The organism is Paraperlucidibaca baekdonensis (genome assembly GCF_003387535.1).
GTDB classification, from domain to species: domain Bacteria; phylum Pseudomonadota; class Gammaproteobacteria; order Pseudomonadales; family Moraxellaceae; genus Perlucidibaca; species Perlucidibaca baekdonensis.
Map to the genome: position 1 here is coordinate 533,584 of NZ_QUNR01000001.1, position 18,099 is coordinate 551,682.

The 18,099-nt window shown below is 52.5% G+C and carries 16 protein-coding genes; 12 read left to right on the plus strand and 4 right to left on the minus strand.

Annotation, left to right across the window (positions count from 1 at the left end):
- Positions 1-9: 9 nt before the first annotated feature.
- From DFR26_RS02515 to DFR26_RS02570, 12 genes are all read left to right on the plus strand, one after another.
- The gene (locus tag DFR26_RS02515; protein WP_220375686.1) at positions 10-801 is read left to right on the plus strand and encodes an alpha/beta fold hydrolase; all 792 of its coding nucleotides are present in this window, start codon (positions 10-12) and stop codon (positions 799-801) included.
- A gap of 2 nt (positions 802-803) precedes the next feature.
- Positions 804-1,682 (plus strand): class I SAM-dependent methyltransferase, encoded by an 879-nt coding sequence (locus DFR26_RS02520; protein WP_116207355.1) that lies wholly within the window; start codon positions 804-806, stop codon positions 1,680-1,682.
- On the plus strand, positions 1,682-2,899 hold the full coding sequence (locus DFR26_RS02525; RefSeq protein WP_116207356.1) for a hypothetical protein: 1,218 nt from the start codon (positions 1,682-1,684) through the stop codon (positions 2,897-2,899). Before DFR26_RS02520 ends, DFR26_RS02525 begins: the two co-directional genes overlap by 1 nt.
- Positions 2,896-4,116 carry an efflux RND transporter periplasmic adaptor subunit gene (locus DFR26_RS02530; RefSeq protein ID WP_116207357.1) on the plus strand — a complete coding sequence of 407 codons (1,221 nt, stop codon included), beginning with the start codon at positions 2,896-2,898 and terminating at the stop codon, positions 4,114-4,116. The genes DFR26_RS02525 and DFR26_RS02530 overlap by 4 nt, the downstream gene beginning before the upstream one ends.
- Positions 4,116-4,811, plus strand: coding sequence for an ABC transporter ATP-binding protein (locus DFR26_RS02535; RefSeq protein WP_116207358.1), 696 nt, complete (start codon positions 4,116-4,118; stop codon positions 4,809-4,811). The genes DFR26_RS02530 and DFR26_RS02535 overlap by 1 nt, the downstream gene beginning before the upstream one ends.
- The gene (locus tag DFR26_RS02540) at positions 4,812-5,978 is read left to right on the plus strand and encodes an ABC transporter permease (RefSeq protein WP_116207359.1); all 1,167 of its coding nucleotides are present in this window, start codon (positions 4,812-4,814) and stop codon (positions 5,976-5,978) included.
- A 3-nt stretch (positions 5,979-5,981) separates the two neighbouring features.
- Positions 5,982-7,154 carry an ABC transporter permease gene (locus tag DFR26_RS02545; RefSeq protein WP_116207360.1) on the plus strand — a complete coding sequence of 391 codons (1,173 nt, stop codon included), beginning with the start codon at positions 5,982-5,984 and terminating at the stop codon, positions 7,152-7,154.
- A complete protein-coding gene (locus DFR26_RS02550; RefSeq protein WP_116207361.1) occupies positions 7,135-8,394 on the plus strand; it encodes a hypothetical protein in 1,260 nt (419 codons plus the stop codon). The genes DFR26_RS02545 and DFR26_RS02550 overlap by 20 nt, the downstream gene beginning before the upstream one ends.
- An 11-nt stretch (positions 8,395-8,405) precedes the next feature.
- The gene (locus DFR26_RS02555) at positions 8,406-8,924 is read left to right on the plus strand and encodes a hypothetical protein (RefSeq protein ID WP_147300254.1); all 519 of its coding nucleotides are present in this window, start codon (positions 8,406-8,408) and stop codon (positions 8,922-8,924) included.
- Positions 8,915-10,630 (plus strand): hypothetical protein, encoded by a 1,716-nt coding sequence (locus DFR26_RS02560; protein ID WP_116207363.1) that lies wholly within the window; start codon positions 8,915-8,917, stop codon positions 10,628-10,630. Before DFR26_RS02555 ends, DFR26_RS02560 begins: the two co-directional genes overlap by 10 nt.
- Before the next feature lie 149 nt (positions 10,631-10,779).
- Positions 10,780-11,691, plus strand: a complete 912-nt coding sequence (locus DFR26_RS02565) for a DUF3034 family protein (protein ID WP_116207364.1) — start codon at positions 10,780-10,782, stop codon at positions 11,689-11,691.
- A 12-nt stretch (positions 11,692-11,703) separates the two neighbouring features.
- A complete protein-coding gene (locus tag DFR26_RS02570; RefSeq protein WP_220375687.1) occupies positions 11,704-12,138 on the plus strand; it encodes a group I truncated hemoglobin in 435 nt (144 codons plus the stop codon).
- Between the two features lie 537 nt (positions 12,139-12,675).
- Here DFR26_RS02570 and DFR26_RS02575 read toward each other — a convergent pair.
- The 4 genes from DFR26_RS02575 to DFR26_RS02590 form a co-directional block, all read right to left on the minus strand.
- Positions 12,676-13,533 (minus strand): SIR2 family NAD-dependent protein deacylase, encoded by an 858-nt coding sequence (locus DFR26_RS02575; RefSeq protein ID WP_181898959.1) that lies wholly within the window; start codon positions 13,531-13,533, stop codon positions 12,676-12,678.
- A 2-nt stretch (positions 13,534-13,535) separates the two neighbouring features.
- Positions 13,536-14,570, minus strand: coding sequence for a ParA family protein (locus DFR26_RS02580; RefSeq protein WP_116207367.1), 1,035 nt, complete (start codon positions 14,568-14,570; stop codon positions 13,536-13,538).
- A gap of 52 nt (positions 14,571-14,622) precedes the next feature.
- Positions 14,623-15,252 carry a hypothetical protein gene (locus tag DFR26_RS02585; protein ID WP_220375688.1) on the minus strand — a complete coding sequence of 210 codons (630 nt, stop codon included), beginning with the start codon at positions 15,250-15,252 and terminating at the stop codon, positions 14,623-14,625.
- A gap of 1,569 nt (positions 15,253-16,821) precedes the next feature.
- Positions 16,822-17,997 carry a PIN domain-containing protein gene (locus tag DFR26_RS02590; protein ID WP_116207368.1) on the minus strand — a complete coding sequence of 392 codons (1,176 nt, stop codon included), beginning with the start codon at positions 17,995-17,997 and terminating at the stop codon, positions 16,822-16,824.
- Positions 17,998-18,099 lie beyond the last annotated feature (102 nt).

Below are 18,099 nucleotides of genomic sequence, written 5' to 3' on the forward strand. Positions count from 1 at the left end.
CGCACGATTATGAGTGGCGACATCAGTCTATCTGCCCTGACCGTGGGCTCGGCATCGGAGTCGGTCACGGTGTGCTTGCATGGTTTAGTGGCGGGCAATATGGCGACGTGGTATTCGACGCTGGCGCTGCCTTTATCAGCCTCTCGGCAGGTTATTTTATACGACCTGCGAGGCCATGGCGGCAGCAGCACGCCCAGCCAAGGCTTTGATCTCGGCAGTCATGCCGATGACCTCGACGCAGTCTTGGCGGCGCTTGTGCCTGTCAATGCCAGTGTCGATTTAGTCGGTCATAGCCTCGGCGCATTAATCGCGCTGCAGTTTGCCATGCGCCATCCGCAGCGCGTGCGCTCCTTGGTGTTGGTTGATGCACCGCTGCCGGCGAATCATTGGGTCGGGCCGAGCTTGCTGGCGGCTGACTCGCGCGAGGGCGTGACAGCGTGGATAGATGCTCAGCCGCTCTTGGCCAATGGTGCCACGGGTCGCCGCCGCGAACGCCTGCGCCAACGCGTTGAAACCTTGGTATTTGATACCAGCTTAGTCGCCGATGTGCTGGCCATGGGTCGGCCCTCGGCGGCTGCCTTAGCAGCGCTGCCTGTACCGGTATTGTTGGCCTATGGTCGTCGCTCGCCCTGCTTGAGTGCCGGTGATGAGCTCCTGCAGGCGCTGCCGAATGCGCAGCTGCGCCTGCTCGATGCCGGCCATGATGTGCCTATCGAAGCGCCCAAGGCCTTGCTGGCGATTATCGAGACATTTTATGCCGCTCAACACACGAACCGTGTCGCGCAATCAGGAGCGCAATAAGCGTGGATACAAATAAAGAAGGCGTGGCGGTGTCGGCGCTTTACACCGCTGGTGTGTGGCAATGGGCCGGTCTGACCAATGCCGAGTGGGTGACGCCAGCCTCTGCCGCTGGCGTGTTCGGCTGGGTCAATGCCTATATGCGCTTTTACCGTTGGCTAAACCCGGCAAGCTATTGCTTACGCCATCAGCTTTTGCATCGTCACGCAGCGATTGACTATGTGCTCACGCAGGCCAAGTGCCTGCATGTACTGGAGGTGGCTGCTGGTTTTTCGCCACGCGGCATGACGTTTAGCGCGAACCCCGCCTGCCATTACACAGAAATGGACTTGCCCAGCATGGTCGCGCATAAGCGCCTGCAGCTTCAGCGCAGCGCCGCCGGTGAGACGGTATTAGCGCGACCAAACTTCACGCTACAGGCTGGAGATATCACCACGCATGATTTCTCGCGTGATGCGAGCCATCAGCCCACGGCGATTTTGACGGAAGGCTTGATGATGTATTTTTCGCGCTCACAGCAGCTGCCGCTGTGGCGCGCCATCGCCCAGCGTTTGGCGCATAGCGATGGCGTTTATATCTTCGATTATATTCCGCTCAGTGAAGAGCCTCGGCGCAGCTTGCTGGGTCGCGTATTGCACCATCTGCGCGTGCACTGGTTTGGCATTGTCGGCGACTTTGCCTATGACGACCGCGACCGCCAAGCCATCGCCAGCGACCTGCGCCTTTGTGGCTTTGATGAGGTGCGCAGTTATGCCACTGGCGAGGTGGCGCAAGCGTGGCAATTGCCCGCCGCTGAGGTGGCCACGCGAACATTGATTTATGTCTGCCGAATGAAAAATTCGGCGGTAGCCATTCCTGCCCTAGCCAACCCGGAGGCGACTTGATGAGCACTCGCTATGTGCGCCGCGTTTCCGCGTTAGAGCGCTATTCATTGGTTCTCAATCGGCTTTATCGCTACCACGTCGACGGCATTCTTGAAGGCGAGGGCGCCGTCGATGCCCAGCAGCTGCAGCGCGCCGTGAGTCGTGCCGCCGCGGCAAATCCGGCCATTCGTGTGCGCTTTCGAGGCCTGCTAGCGTGGTCGCGCTGGGTCGACAGTGGCATGGCACCGCGCGTACATGAATTGCCGATGAGCGACTGGGATGGCTGCAGTGAGCAGGGGGCGATGTTCCTGCGCCAGCGCCTCGATGAGCGTGGCGGCGGACCAATTGCCGACGTTCTCGTGGTGCCGTGCCGCGATGGCAAAACCCGTATTGTCTTTCGTACCTTGCATGCCGCCATCGATGGTCGCGGCTTTTTGCACTGGGTCAGCGAAGTGTGTCGCGCCATGCGAGATGAGCCATTGCAAGGCTCGGACTCATGTCTGACCGACCTCGATATTCAGGCGCAGCATGCGGCCGATATTCCTGAAGAGCCGGCCACCGAGCCAACGGCGTGCATTCCGGTTTTACAGCCCGCCGCAAAAGGCCAGCGTGGTGAGCTCGACTTTGTTTGGCGGCGCGTGACGATTGATCACTCGGTGGCTCAGCTGTTGCCCCGCTCGGCGATTTTTCTCGCCGACTGGGCACGCCAGCAGCAAGCCGGGCCGGTTGGCTTCACGATTCCGGTGGATTATCGCGGCCTGCGTACCGATGAAATGGGTATTGGCAACCTGACCGGCTATGTGCGCCTGACGGTGCCCGAGGGCGCGACCACGCGCCAGCTGATGGTGCAACTTGGCCAACGCCTAAAAGCGAAAGCCGACTGCCGCCAGTTTCCGGGCATAAAAATGCTATTTTGGTTGCCAGTTTGGTACATGCTGCGCGAGCTCAAGAAGAAAGTAGATGACGTCTTGCATGACGTATCGCCGGCGTTACCGACTGGCGGCATTGTTTCGATGGGTCAGGTCAGCGCCGATACATACAGCTTTCCCGGCTTTAAAGCGGACATGCTTTATGGCATTCCCGGTGCCGTGGGTAAACTTAATGTGGTGTTTTTAAACTACCCTAATTTCACCGTGATCTCGTTTTCGGTACCGGCAAGCTATAACCACGATGGGCAGCTCGATGCCCTCACGGCAGCTTATGTAAATCACTTTCAAGCGTCTGGAATTACCTCGTGAATGATATCGATCTGAGCAAATTGAAGGTGGAGCGCACCGCCATGGCGTCACCGAAATTGAAGTCGCGGCGCCCACTGCGCTGGTGGCATGTGGCCGTGTTAATTGGCCTGTTGCTGTTGCTTTGGCGAGTCGTTTTTCCTGCGCCAGCGACCGTGCAAACCACGCAAGTGGTTACAGCGTGGCCATCGCAGCAATACCTTGTGCTTGATGCCACGGGTTATGTGGTGGCACGCCGGCGTGCGGCAGTAGCCTCGAAAGGGACAGGTCGTGTGGAATGGCTCGGGCCAAACGAGGGGGATTTTGTCAAAGCCGGCACGGTTGTCGCGCGCCTAGAAAGCAGTGATGTTTCCGCGGTGTATCAAGCCGCGGTAGCGAACTCAAATGTCGCTGCCTCCGGTGTTGATGCGGCACTGGCGGATCTCAGCGATGCCGATATTAATTTGCAGCGCACATCGACCGTGTTTAATAAAGGCCTGATCCCGCAAGTCACGTTTCGTGAGGCAATGTCGCGGTTTAATCGCGCCAAATCGGCGGTGGCGTCGGCACGAGCGAGTTTGGCGGCGGCACGCGCCAATCAAGATAATGCGCGCACGTCGATCGATAACACCGAGATTCGCGCCCCGTTTGATGGCGTGGTGATTGCGCGCTCAGCCAATATTGGCGATATCGTCACGCCCTTGTCATCGGCCGCCGACGCGCGCGGCGCGGTGATGGTCATGGCCGATATGTCGACGCTGGAGATCAGCGCGGAGGTCTCGGAGTCTTCGCTGTCGAGTATCCGTGTGGGTCAGCCTTGCGAGATCACCTTGGATGCCTTTGCGCAGCAGCGTTTTCGCGGCGAGGTCAGTGCCGTGGTGCCGACCATTAATAAAGCCAGTGCCACAGTGACGACGAAAGTTCGCCTTTTGGATCAGCCCAAGGGCATCCTCCCAGACATGAGTGCGCGCGTGAGTTTTCTCTCGCAAGCGGTCGCGGAGGGCGCCTCAAACGCCTTGCTGGCGGTGGATCCTCAAGCCCTGCGTAAAAGCAAAAGCGGCCACGAGGTACTGGTTGTTGGCTACGATAAAACTCTGCGTGTGCAAGCGGTCACGCTCGGCAATTCATTGGGCGATGTGGTCGCGGTCAGCGGCGCCTTAAAGGCCGGCGATACGCTGGTGCTGGCGCCGACGAATGCCTTGGCAGATGGCGACGACGTTCAGACGAACGAGCCGAAATAATGTCGGCATTAATCAGCATCCGCGAGCTTTACAAAACCTATCAGCGCGGCAACCAACCGGTGCCCGTGCTAATGGGCATCAACCTAGAAATCCATGCTGGTGATTATGTCTCGCTGATGGGGCCTTCGGGTTCCGGGAAAAGTACGCTGCTGAATTTAATCGCGGGCATCGATAAACCCACAGCCGGTGCGCTGCTTATCGATGACATCGATATTGCGGCTTTACCTGAGAGCGAGTTGGCAAATTGGCGAGCCGCCAACGTTGGTTTCATCTTTCAGTTTTATAATCTCATGCCGGTGCTCAATGCGTTTGAGAATGTTGAGTTGCCCTTATTATTGACGCATCTCAGCAAGTCGCAGCGGCGCGAGCACGTTGAAACAGCACTAGCCATGGTCGGCCTAGCCGACCGCATGGACCATTACCCCAATGAGCTTTCCGGCGGCCAGCAGCAGCGTGTGGCGATTGCCCGCGCCTTAATTAGCGACCCGCAATTGATCGTGGCCGATGAGCCCACGGGCGACTTAGATCGGCAATCGGCTGATGATATTTTGAGCTTGTTGGATCGCTTAAATTGCGAACTCGGCAAGACCATTGTGATGGTCACGCACGACCCCAAATGCGCAGCGCGAGCTAAGCAACAAGTGCATCTGGAAAAAGGCTTGTTGCTCAGCGAGCCCGACGAGCAGTCGCACTAAATGCACGCGCTCTACGTACTCAAGCTCGCCACTCGCAACATCTGGCGCCAGCGCTTGCGCGCCAGCATGACCATTGCCGGCATAGCCGTGGCGATCATTTCGTTTGGTCTGCTGCGCACGGTGGTGGACTCGTGGTATGCCGGTGCGGAATTGAGTGATTCAGGCCGGCTGATCACGCGTAATGCCGCGTCTTTAGCATTTCCTTTGCCGGTTAGTCATGTCAGCCAAATTCGGCGCATTAATGGCGTGAAGGCGGTGACTTCGGTGAACTGGTTTGGCGGCGTGTATATCGACGACAAGCATTTCTTCCCGCAATTTGCCATCGACCCCGAGAGCTACTTCACGGTGTATCCCGAGTTTATTGTGGATGAGCATCAGCTAGCCGAGTTTCGGCGTGATCGGCGCGGCGTCATTATTGGTAGCAAATTGGCGGTGAAAGAAGGCTGGAAAGTTGGCGATCAAGTGCCGCTGCTCGGCACGATTTATCCCGGCGTGTGGAGCTTTACCATCCGCGGTATCTATCAGGGCCGCGATGATACGGTCGATACCGGTCAATTTCTCATGCACTGGGATTATGTCAATGAGCGCATTAAGGCGCTGCTGCCCTCACTCGCCGATCAGGTCGGCATCATCATTGTCGATATTAAAAACCCGGGCAATGCCGCCGCGATGTCGGCGGCTATCGATAGCCAGTTTAAAAACTCGCTAACCGAGACGCGCACTGAGACGCAAAAGGCTTTTCAGCTCGGCTTTATTGCCATGGTCGATACCATTTTACTGGCCATTCAAACCGTGGCCTACGCTGTTATTCTCATCATCATGGCGGTCATGGCCAATACCATGGCGATGTCGGCTCGTGAGCGGACCCGCGAATATGCCACGCTAAAGTCTTTGGGCTTTTCGCAGGGCTTTGTCACCAGCTTGATATTGGTGGAGTCACTGAGCATGGGCCTGATTGGCGGCGCCTTGGGCGTGGCGCTGAGCTACCCCTTGGCGGATGCGTTTTATGCCGCCACGCGTGACTTATTTGCGGTGTTTACGATTTTGCCCGAGACCGTGGTCCTGCAATTTGCTGCGGCTATTGTGATTGGTCTCGCGGCAGCACTGGCGCCAGTCATCAGCAGTGCGCGTATTCGCATTGTCGATGGCCTGCGTGCGGTGACGTAACTCATGCGCACAGGTCTGTCGTTTTCCTATGTCGCGCGCAATCTCATGGCGCGCAAACTTACTACGCTGCTAACGGCAACAGGCATGGCGCTGGTGGTGTTTGTCTTTGCCACCGTACTCATGATGACCGAAGGTTTGCGCCATACCTTGGCCGGCACCGGCTCCTACAATAACGTCATTATCATTCGCCAAGGTTCGCAAACCGAAGTGCAAAGCACGGTAACGCGCGAGCAGGCCAATCTCATTGCCTCTTTGCCGGGCTTGGCCAGTCATCCCAGCCAGGGGCCGATGGTGTCGCGTGAGGTTATCGTGCTGGTCAATGTGCCGCGCCAAGATGGCGAGGGCTTAGCCAATATTGTCGTGCATGGCACCACGCCGGTGGGCATTGGCATGCGCGAGCAAATACGCGTGGTGGAGGGTCGTAGCTTCCGGCCGGGATCCTCGGAAGTCATCATTGGCAAAGGCTTAACGCGCGGCAAATTGGGCCTGCGGCTAGGCGGTGTACTCAATTTTGGTCAGCGTGAATGGCGCATTGTTGGCGTCTTTGACGCCGGCTCCAGTGGTTTTGACTCCGAAGTTTGGGCCGATAGCGAGCAGATGATGCAGGCCTTTCGCCGGCAGTCATACTCCTCGCTCGTTGTTGGCCTGCGTGATGCAAATAGCTTCGAGACCTTCGCTGAGGCCTTGGCGCAGAAGCCCAGTATCAAAGTGGATATTCGCCGTGAGTCGCTGTTTTATGCCGACCAGTCGAAGAAGATGTCGGGCTTTATTGAGATTTTGGGTAAGTCCATTACGTTGATATTTTCCATCGGTGCAATCATCGGCGCGATGATCACCATGTATGCCAGCGTGGCTAACCGCACGCAGGAAATTGGTACCTTGCGGGCGCTCGGCTTTCAGCGCATGAACATCATTAGTGCGTTTATTCAGGAGGCCATGCTGCTGGGTGCGTTGGCGGGGGCCATTGGCCTCGGCTTGGCGAGCTTCATGCAATTGGTTGAGATATCCACCACCAATATTCAGACGTTTTCTGAAGTAGTGTTTCGACTTATTTTGACGCCGACTATCGCACTACAAGTCATGATTTTTTCTATTCTGATGGGTGTGTTGGGCGGCGTATTGCCGGCCATTCGTGCCGCCCGCTTGGAGATCGTCAATGCCCTCCGATTCGGCTGATTATTTGGCCAAACTGCCTGCTTTAACCCCGCTAAAATACATCGACAGGCCCGTCAGTGCCTCGGAGTATTACCATGCCAGCGTGGGTGCCAGCCGGCACACATTGGAGTCGCCACGCATGGTGTTTTTCATTTTGCGTGGGAGCCTTAAGCGGGGCACAGATGGTGGCAGTGACCGTGAATTGCTGACCCAGGCCATCGCCCGTGTTGCGGCGGTTAATCCTGTTTTGCGCTTACGTTGGCATGGTTATTTAGGTCGCTCTCGCTGGCTCAGCGACGGCCCGCTACCCCGTCTGCGCGTGCTTGAGCATTGTCTATGGGATGGCCTGTCCAGCGACGGCGCGGAATGCCTCGATGCGCCATTATCGCTGCGTGATGGGCCATGCGCTGAGTTTATATGGGCGCCGCAACGCGCGGGCCGAGGCCTCTTAATCTTGCGCTCATTTCACGCGGTGATGGATGGCTTAGGCGGCATGCATTTGCTCCATGAGCTTTTTCGCGCACTACGCGGCGAGGCACTGCTAGGCGATAACGCGGCCTTTAGCGATGCCGATCTGATGCGCGCCACAGCCATTCAACCCACGCCACAGCAGCCCTACGACACCTGCGCGCTAACAGAGCCTGCGCCCGATGCGCTCACGGGCGATGACTGGTGTCGGCTGCGCTTCGGGCCGCTTCAGCCACGCTTGCTATCGCAGGTTGCTCAGGCCTTGGCCGAATTTGCACATCAATTCAGTGAGGTGCCGGTACGTATTGCCGTGCCTGTGGATTTGCGCAAACACGTGCCTGGTCTGGTAACGAGCGCGAATTTCGCCAATATGCTGTTTGTGCGTTTAGACAAAGGTGCCTCGGCGGCAGACTTCGATACGCAATTGCGCGAGCAACTACGCGCGCGCCGTGAGCTTGCGTATCCGGCGATTTATACTGTGTTGCGCTGGCTGCCACTACGCTGGTTTGATTTTTTGCTGGGCCGGCGCTTACGCAATTTTGCCACGCGGAAACCCGTGGAGACCGCTGTTATTTCCAATATGGGTCCGGTCGATTTAAGCGCCTTTGACGCGTGCTTTTTTGCGGCTGACGACTTTTGTATTTCGCCGATGCCGGGCAATGCCTTCGTGGTGCTATACGCGCTCAATGGCCAAATCAATATGGTGATTAACTTACCTCGCTTGTTATCAAGCGACGGCCGTCAGGCGGCCTTGGTGAGCTTTTTAACCAAGCGTTTTGGTGAGGCGGTTTGATGTGGGCGAGCATGTGGCGTTTCTTAACCGATCTCTGCGCCTATCGCGTACTGCGCCCCTACGATCTCTTTCCCGGTTTTTTTCTCTCCAGCTTTGCCTTAGTGGTGTTGGTTTTGGCACTGCCTAGCGCTTTTGCCTCATGGCCGGGATACACCGCGTTTGCTTATGCGGGAGGCAGTCAGGGCGGCGGGCGCTTTCTCATTGATGCGAGCTTGCCGATTGCGCTGCTTTACATGCTGGTGATTGCCGCGCGTCACAATCATGCGCGCTATCACGCGGTTCTTGAGGCGCTGCGAACAAACCGTGTGCACCGCTATCCACTCATTGGTGCGGTGTTTTTTATTGTGCAGTTTCCGCTATTGCTCCTCTGCTATCAGCGCCAAGATGACTTTGTTTATGCGCTTAGCGAAAATTTTTGGGTGGTGGCGTATTGCCTGCCGTGGTTTTCGTATTTGGCCGCTAATAGCGCTGTGGTGATTTTAGTGCGCATGCAAACAGCGCTGGCAGCGCGGAGTGATCAATGCGGCTAGAGTATGTCTTAAGCCATCGTCACGCTTTTCGTGTGGTGATCGTGGTGGCGCTCATCCTATGCTTGCCGATGCTCGGCAGTGGGTTATTTCTCGATGACTACGTGCAGCGCATCGCCATGTACTCGGCGCCTGACAGTAATTTATTTGATTTTTTTAGTCGTGGCTCGCCGCTAACAGAAGCGCGCATGACATCAGGCATTTTGCCGTGGTGGCATTGGGACGATGCCAAAGTGCAGTTTTTTAGACCCATTGGTGAGCTGCTTATTCGTCTCGATTATGCTCTGTGGCCAGACAATTTTGCCCTCATGCATCTGCATTCGATAGCTTGGTATGGCGCACTGATAGGCGTGGTTGCCATGCTCTATCGGCAGCTGCTGCCACTGCGCTGGGTTGCTGTGCTAGCCACGCTATTGTTTGCCGTCGACTACGGTCATGCGGCGGGGGTGGCGTGGTTGTGCAACCGTAATGTCTTGGTGGCGATGATATTGAGCCTGCTGTGTTTGCATTGCCATCGTCGCGGCACGCGCTGGATGTTGGTGATTGCCGCCGGTCTTTTTGCCGTGAGCTTGGCCGCGAGTGAAGCGGCACTGGCGATCTCCGGCTACTTACTCGCCCATGAGCTGCTGTTGACCCAACATTCGCCCGCCAAGCGTATCTTGCGCTTGCTGCCGTATGCACTCATTGGTCTGGGCTGGATAAGCTTTTGGTTCAGCCAAGGCTACGGTGTGTCTGGCCCGGGCTTTTATATTGATATTGCTCATCAGCCGCTGCTGTTTATGGAGAAGCTGCTCTACCGCGCGCCGGCCTATCTCATTAGCCAGTTAGCGTTGCCGCCGGTGGAGGTGTTTGGCGCGCTCGAACTGCCAACACTGCCTGATGCGCTGCGATGGCTGGCCATGGGCTTGATCGCTGGGCTTCTGGCGCTGTTGGTGTGGTTATTGCGTCCCTTGCTTAAGCAATCGCCGATGGCGCGATTTTTTGCGCTCGGCATGGTCATAGCCGCGTTGCCGATTGCTGCCTCATCGCCGGTTAGTCGGTCATTGTGGTACGTCAGTTTTGGCGCGTTGGGCCTGGTGGCGATGTATATTGCGCAGGCCTACGGTAGCTCACGCGACTCGGCGCCATTAAAGCGTACGCAAGTTTTTGCTAAATGCTTGTTGGTCATACATTTGCTGCTCAGCCCCTTATTGTTTTTGCTCATGCCGCAGTTTGCGCAAGCCCTAGATGCGGCGATGGACAGCGAAACTGTGGCGCTACCTGCACACGGTGAGGCCAGTCATGTCTTAGTGCTGAGTAGCCCAAGCTATATCGGCAGCGTGACCTTTCCGCTGCTTAAGAATCAGGCGTTGTCGCTGGGCGCGCAGCCTAGTCGGCAAAGACCAACGCTCGTACGTGTTCGAGGCTTGGTTGATGCCACGCAGCCATTTACGTTGGAGCGCCTAGCGGCCGACCGTTTGCGTGTGCACTCAGCGCATGGTTTTGCCGGTGTCGCCAGTCAGCCCTACGCTTTTGCGGCAGGGCATCGCGTCAGTCTCGACGACGTGCAAATCAGCATTGAGCGTGTCAATGCGCATGGCCAGCCCGTGCAAATTGCCTATGACTTTCATGCGGGCAGCTTAGCGACGTATCGCGTTTTGCGTTGGCAGGATGACGCATTGGTGCCAGCCACACTGCCCGCTATTGGGCGTTCTGTCACGATCGAGTAATGGGCAGAGTCGCGCCCGAATTCTATTTGGCTCGAACGTAATATATCGGCCATATGGCCTATATATTTATCCACTAGATGGCCGATTATTTTTGCACGCATCACGCCTAATTTACCCTCAATGGAAAAAGCCAATTGGGGGTGGTTGTGATGAAAAATGTATTGCGCCTTCACGCATTTGCATTGCTGAGTTTGTCGGCAGCTTATGCTCCCATCGCGCAGGCCAGCATGGGCAAACTGGTGCTCACCGGCGGCATCAGCAGTGCCGAGGGCACGGCGGGTGGCGGCATCACGCCATGGGCCATGATTGGTACGCAAGCCACGGAAAAAGAACTCGGTTTCGCCGCTAATTTATCCTACGGCCATACCGATGACTACCGCATTGAAACCGCCAGCGTAATGGCCGGCTGGCATGAGCGCGTCGAGTTTTCACTCGCGCATCAAACTCTCGATACCGGCATCACCGGCCGCACCTTGGTGGGTCCGCAGGGCTTGGATCTGAAACAAACCATTGTTGGCGCTAAAGTGCGTTTATTTGGCGATGCCATTTTAGATGCCGATAGCCTAATGCCAGCGGTGTCGGTTGGCGTGCAGCATAAACGCCTCGATGCTGGCGAGTTATCGCCAACGCTGCGCAGCCTAGACGCCAGCAATACCGGCACCGATGTCTACGTCTCCGCCACCAAGCTGTTTCTCAAGCCCGGCTTGCTCGTCAATGCCACGCTGCGCGCCACCAAAGCCAATCAAAATGGCTTCCTAGGCTTTGGCGGCAATGCCAACGATGACTACGAGCTGATGTCCGAGTTCTCCGTGGCCAAGCTCATTCGCAGCGACCTAGCGGTGGGCATGGAATACCGCTTCATGCCCAATAACTTGCGCCTTGACACGCCCAACGGTAATGGTCTCGCCGCCGATAGCTGGAAAGACCTGTTTATCGCCTGGGCGCCTAGCAAAAATCTGTCGCTCACCGCCGCCTATGTGGACTTCGGTCGCATCGTGCCTGCCACCACTCAGGGCCGCGATCAAACCGGTTTTTATGTCTCAGCTCAGCTGACTTTTTAAGGAGTCATGGTCATGAAAAAACTATTAACAGCCGCGTGTTTGATGATGGGTTTGGCGCTCAGTCCGGTCTTGGCCATGGCCGACGAGCCAGTGACTTTATACAGCCAGCTGGGTGGTAAAGAGTCCATTCGTACGGTCATGGATGATTTTGTTCAGCGCCTCAAGCAAGACGAGCGTATTGGTGACCAATTTAAGTTCACCAATGCCGATCGACTGGCGGGCTTGCTCACCGAGCAGGTCTGTGAGGCCACCGGTGGGCCCTGCACCTACAGCGGTCGCGACATGAAGTCATCGCATGCGGGCATGGTCATCACCAAGGCGCATTTCAACGCACTCGTGGAAGTCTTGGTCGACAGCCTCAACGCCGCCAAGGTGCCGTTTGCGCTGCAAACCGACATCCTGGCGCTACTCGCCCCAATGCATCGCGACATCATTACTGAGCGCTAAGGGCAGCACAGTTATCGTTGAATGAGTGTGTGAGCTTGGCCACAAACAGTTGCCTGTTTGTGGTTTTTTTTATTGCGAGCTATCAGTTAGCGCAAAATTGTTTAATCAGATGTGAATTTACATCGATGGAAATTGGTGGGCCTGCTCGGACTTGAACCGAGGACCAAAGGATTATGAGTCTGTCGGCAAATGAGCAAGCTATTGATAACTATTGAGAACTTGGTCTAATTTAGTGAAAAGTACAGTGCATATAAGTCATTTGGAATCATAGCTTTGGCGACTTTTGAGAGCTTTCGTGGAATATTGCGCAACTGGGCACTGTACCTTTACTGTACCTCGCTGCACGAAATCAATTTTGATTGAGTGGGTAGTTTAATGGCCAGAGGAGGGTGCTAGTTTTCATTTATTCTAATTTAGACGCCATGATAAGCCTGCTTAAACGGATGAAGTCCTGCTTGATATTTTAAGTTATACAGTTGGGCTCATGAACTATGCGCTAATCAGGTAGGATCGTAGCCAAAAAGGGGCTGGCTAGCGCTAGGCTGGATTGCTTTCACGTCGGTGAGTTACCTGTGCTTGGAGTTCTTTTAGCATTTCATCAGCCTTCGAGTAATTGCCTGCGGGGAACTCAATGAAGTCAATATTATAGGCTTCTTTATAGGCTTTCTTAATTGCTTCATTCATGCCTGAAGAAACTAAAGCGTAGTGTGGATGAGAGTTTTTATATGTTATATTTGAATTCTCTAACAATAGTTGAATGTCAGGATCCGAAAGGCCGTACCCAACAAAAAACAATGTATTTGTTAAAAATAAGGCATCAAGAACTTTATAGAAATTTGGGTGGTTTTGCCGCTCTTTAAAGTATTGAGACCTTGTAAGTACAATTTTGGCAGGATCACTTATGCACCCATGGGCCTTAATAACTTGCCTAACAGGGGATCTTAAGTCTGAAACTAAATGACTATCATAGTATTTGCATATGTTGTAGAGCCCTTGCTCTTGACCGCTACGACAGTAATTATCATATATGCTATCATAGTTTGTTGTTACTACAATTTTTGGGTCTATAGCCAAAACACTTTTATGGGTCGATGACGGCTGAAAGCGTGGTGCTGCCATCACTTTTCTTATATAGCTAGCAAAATCAGCTGAGTTAATGCCACCAAGTAAAACCTCTGCTGCATCAAGAAACTTCTCTTTGGCGATGAGATCGTCGACTATATGACAGTAACTAGGGTCACGAGAGCTATCTCTCAGCCCTTCAAGTAATTGCAACCAATTTGGGGGAGATACTGGAGGCGTGTCTGTACTGATGCAGCCTGCGGATGCTCCAGCGCCCAAAAAAATAATACAACGCCTTGCTGCTAACTCTTCAACTAATGCGCCAGGCCACATATTCATTGTCCCAAATTTATATTGCTGATCAAGTTTGAGCAGATCGTACCGAGGATCTCCTCATATTGATCTTTCTGCTTTCCTTGCGTGCCTACAATTCCATCCCCGCTTTTTAATTCGAAAAGTGGAGATGAAACTGACTGCGCTAAAGGGATAAGGCTGTATAAATGGGGGACATCACCAAGTTGAACATTATCAATAGTCATGCCGGTCGACAGATAGCTAGATAAAGATTGTTTTATTTCATCAGGAACATTACTAATAATTTGCTCATATGCGCGTGTTGGCCTTCGCACGCCACTTTTAGATTTTGTTATATATTGCTGAATAGTATATCCAATATACCCAGAGGTTATGGGCAGTGTGTCATCAAGCTTGAAGGCTTTTAATCTGCCGGCGGAATTGCGTTCGCAAAGTCTTAGGCCATTTTCATATCTATCTACCCATGACTGTAACCATGTGGAAATATTTCTAATGCCTAGAATGCTAAAAATATCCGTCCCCATTGGGGTCATAAAATTATCACATCCGATAAGTACACTTCTATTTATAGAGCCTAAGCTTGGGCCTAAATCATAAAGTACATAATCATAATTATTTGAAAGCTTTCTTTTAAGATAGGTATTCCAGTTTGTTTTTCTAATACCGCCAATGTCGCCTCCCAATAGCTCATGCCAAGCCGCTCCCAGTCTGTCTTCGATAATTGAAAATGAAGGATGGCCGGGAATTAAATCAACGCCAAAGCGGTTATCGGAGCTTTTTATAGGAATAACTGAATTTTCTATATCTGAGTCACCATCCTCAATTGGCCGAAGAATATCGCTAATAGTTGTTGTTGCGCCTGAGGCTGTTTTAGAAAAATATAACTCTGCTGCGTATTCCTCACCCATTATTAATTGAGTGGCATTACATTGAGGGTCACAGTCAATGACTAACACTCTTTTGCCCTTCTTCTTTGCAAGATATGAGGCAATATTACAGGTTAGGGTTGTTTTTCCTACACCTCCTTTATTGTTAAACATGGCTAAAGCAATCATGTATGTTCCTGTATTGTTATTTGGCTAAATTTCGATGGATGGTGCTAAATTTTTATTCATGGCGCCCAGTTAAAGATGTTTTTTGCAGCGAACTATTAGATGCACTCGCGCGATCCATTTCGTCAGGGTCATTTAGATACATTTTAATTAGCTGATGCTTGTCTAGCCCTCGATTGCTGAGACCAATGTCCTCCCTAATGGCTTTATAAAGCTGATCCACAGCTATGAGCGAGTTTCCATCAGAACTAGAAACTTTTTCGAAGTTTAGCTGAGCATTAATGACCTTCGGGGAGGCCCAAAGTATTATATTTGATTTGAATTCGACAAGGAAATTAACAAGGTCCTGATCAGATATAGGCTCAAGAGATACGTTTTTATTGTCTTTGGCCATTACTCTTGCTACAACATCAAGAAATCCTTTGTATATTTCTACCTTTCGCGATCTATGGGCATCCTCAATATCCCGTCTTTTTATTTGTGCTTGGGTATAAAGTACGCCACCGAGGCCGACAAGTGCGGTGGCCATGGCGCCAACCACCGCTGCTGAAAAAGACGGATTCGCGTTATTCAAAAACTTCAGTAGTTGGGTCACAACGAGCCATAGCACATATGCTGCGCCAAATAGCAGTGCAAGAGCCAAGACCACATTAAGGTACTGTAGAGTTTTAGCCGACTTCGACATGCACTGTCTCTAATTTAGTTTATGCCATGGTTATGTTGCGGCTGGAGAGGTCCGGCTTTTCAGCAGCTTGGCGGCATCCTCGACCAACAGTGTTTTAAGTCTATTACGCTCAGCATGCCATTAGGCTGTTAAAGCAGCAACTACCAGTCATCATACGCGTAAGCCCTATCCTGCTTTTTTTCCAACTCATGAATTTTCGTTAACGAAAAAATTTCATTTAGAAAGAGTGTCTACGCCGATTTACTTTCATGATTGCGTATATCGACTTTACAGCGAGCCTCCGTCCCTCTCATCACAACAACAGTGCAGGACTCACATAGGTGATCATCCGGGGCCCATTTCACATAGTCCCGATAAGGTTCAATGAGGCATTTGTCGCCAAGAAAAGGAAGCTTAGGCTCTTGGAGCTTCTGAGCTACGAGAGCTGGATCCCATCCGCACTTCGCAGCAAGCCGTTGTACTACCTCTTTATTTGGTCTGATGTCGCTATGTAGAGCACAAATGACGCCATCTAATAGTGGCTTTAGAACCGCGGCGACATTTACGACTGGAGTAGTTGTTGTGATTTCAAGATGCAATGAGAATTTGTCATTGATCGTGACTGGCGTAGTGCAGAGAGCGTCGGCTGCATGCCACCAGATGTTATGAGGCTTTAGTGTCGAGGTCAGTCGTGGGACTTCGAAATGAAATGTATGTTCGCTCAGTGAAGCGGGTGAAGGTACAAGACGATATCGGTGAAGGTACGGAAAGGCGCTGCCGCTTGGAGTAGGCGCTGGCCGCTGCCTGTGTCGTAGAAAGCGAAGCCCATTTTGCGATGCGTCTCGAAAAGTGCCTGTTCCGATGTTGTAGATAAGCACATTTTCAACATCGAAGAACGAATCATCGATTGAGAAGTACTCTGCTGACAAGATGTGTCCCGGATCTGGCTTGAGATGCTTGAGGGCTGCTCTTAGTTCGACACGAGCTCTCAACATTTCGTCTGATGGCTGAAGAGGCATTCGCTTACTTAGCCAGAGATTAACCTCCTCTGGGGTTGCACTGAGGTGAAATTCGGCGCTCAAAAGTCTGCCTCCATGGCAATCAACATTTAATGTATACCGCAGCTTTGCAGTATCTTTGCTAGTCATCTACTTTGCGAGACTTGGTGAGCATTACACCGGTAAATATTTATATACTAAACCCTATCCTGCACTAGTCCCTTAACCCCAAGAGTTTTTTCGTCAACGAAAAAGTCACATTAAGCAAATAGTCGGCCAATGCTTGGTTGTCTCAGATTTGAACTTGGTATTTAGTCGACTGCGTTCCATGTAGCGCTCCCGATTTCAGGGAGGTCATTATGATTTGTTTGGAAGTTAGAGGAGGTAGATGCGAGCAAGTTGGTCAACATTTATATGACAAACCCTATCCTGCACTAGTCTTCCATATTGAAGAATTTTTTCGTCAACGAAAAAATCATATTGTGTAGCGCTCGCTGTTTCAGCAAATTCATCATGACCTGTCTACAAAAGGAGATGAAGTCCAGCCTGCTAAGCATCAAGGTAAAGCGTGCTTTCAAAGCCTATGAAATAACTACTTGTCCGGATCCTTGGGTTTCTGGATTGGAAGCATCATTGCGCTCATAAGCCGTTTCATCTCAACGGTGGGCTTTGCCGCTTCCATAAGTCGTTGCACCTCGGCGTTGGGCTTTGCCGCTTCCATAAGTCGTTGCACCTCGGCGTTGGGCTTTGCCGCTTCCATAAGTCGTTGCACTTCGGCGCTGGGCTTTGCTGCTTCCATAAGTCGTTGCACCTCGGCGTTGGGCTTTGCCGCTTCCATAAGTCGTTGCACTTCGGCGCTGGGCTTTGCTGCTTCCATAAGGCGTCGCACCTCGGCGCTGGGCTTTACTGCTTCCATGAATCGCTGCAACGCAGCCAGCGACAACTCAGAATGAAATAGAGGTGACTGCGGGTGTGAGGAGTCTACTGGCAGTAATGACCTTTCTTCAGTTGCGATTTCTGTTAACTCTTCTGGGCTGAGCTTTATGATGGCATCAACTTTCGTTGTCTCGACGAAGTGGGTAAGCCCTTCAACTAAATCCTCGAATATATGCACGGTTGGATTATTAGCAATCGTTGCAAGCTCAGCTCTCAGGAAGCTGTTTAGGAAAAAGGATTCTCCAAATGCGGTGCCATAGTCACTGTCTCGTGAAATGATCCAAAGTTGTCGTTTACCAGCGAAATGGCTTAGCACCTGTTCCCATGTGATTTCGTCACCAAGTGGGTCGTTTGCCTTTCCTGGAGGGTTTCCAATTTCTTTTCGTGCTCGAGCTCGCCTCATTTCATCGCGAGTGGCTTGAGCTGCTTTTGAAAAGATAGGAGCCAAAGCTTTCGATACTTCATCATTTGATTCAGCTACCTGTGTCATTATTTCGTGAGTGTAGGTATCTATCTCAGCATTCACGGCCACTACAGATTTATTTATGCCTTTCATGTGGCCAAGAATCTCTTGGTTTTTGCCACTCGCGGATCCGGAAAAATGATCAGGTATATTGATGCCATGAAATTTCATTCCTTGGCTCTTTGTACGCAGGAAGTCCGCTGCCGCACGAAGCTTGTTGCGCTGCACCTCATCAACGATCTGCTGCGTAATAAAAATATGAGGTGCTTGCTCGGCTAAAGGCGCAAGTAACTTGCGACCTTTATCTGTGCGATAGAGGTCCAAGTACTTATTGGCGTCAATCAGTAGCACTGCATCTATTTCTGGCATCTAAAAATAGTCCTTTAAATTGATTCTGGTGATCAATATCCGCGACGCCTCTCATCTTCAGTCGCGCTTTGAGCTCAAATACTCTCGAGACCAGACGGTGGG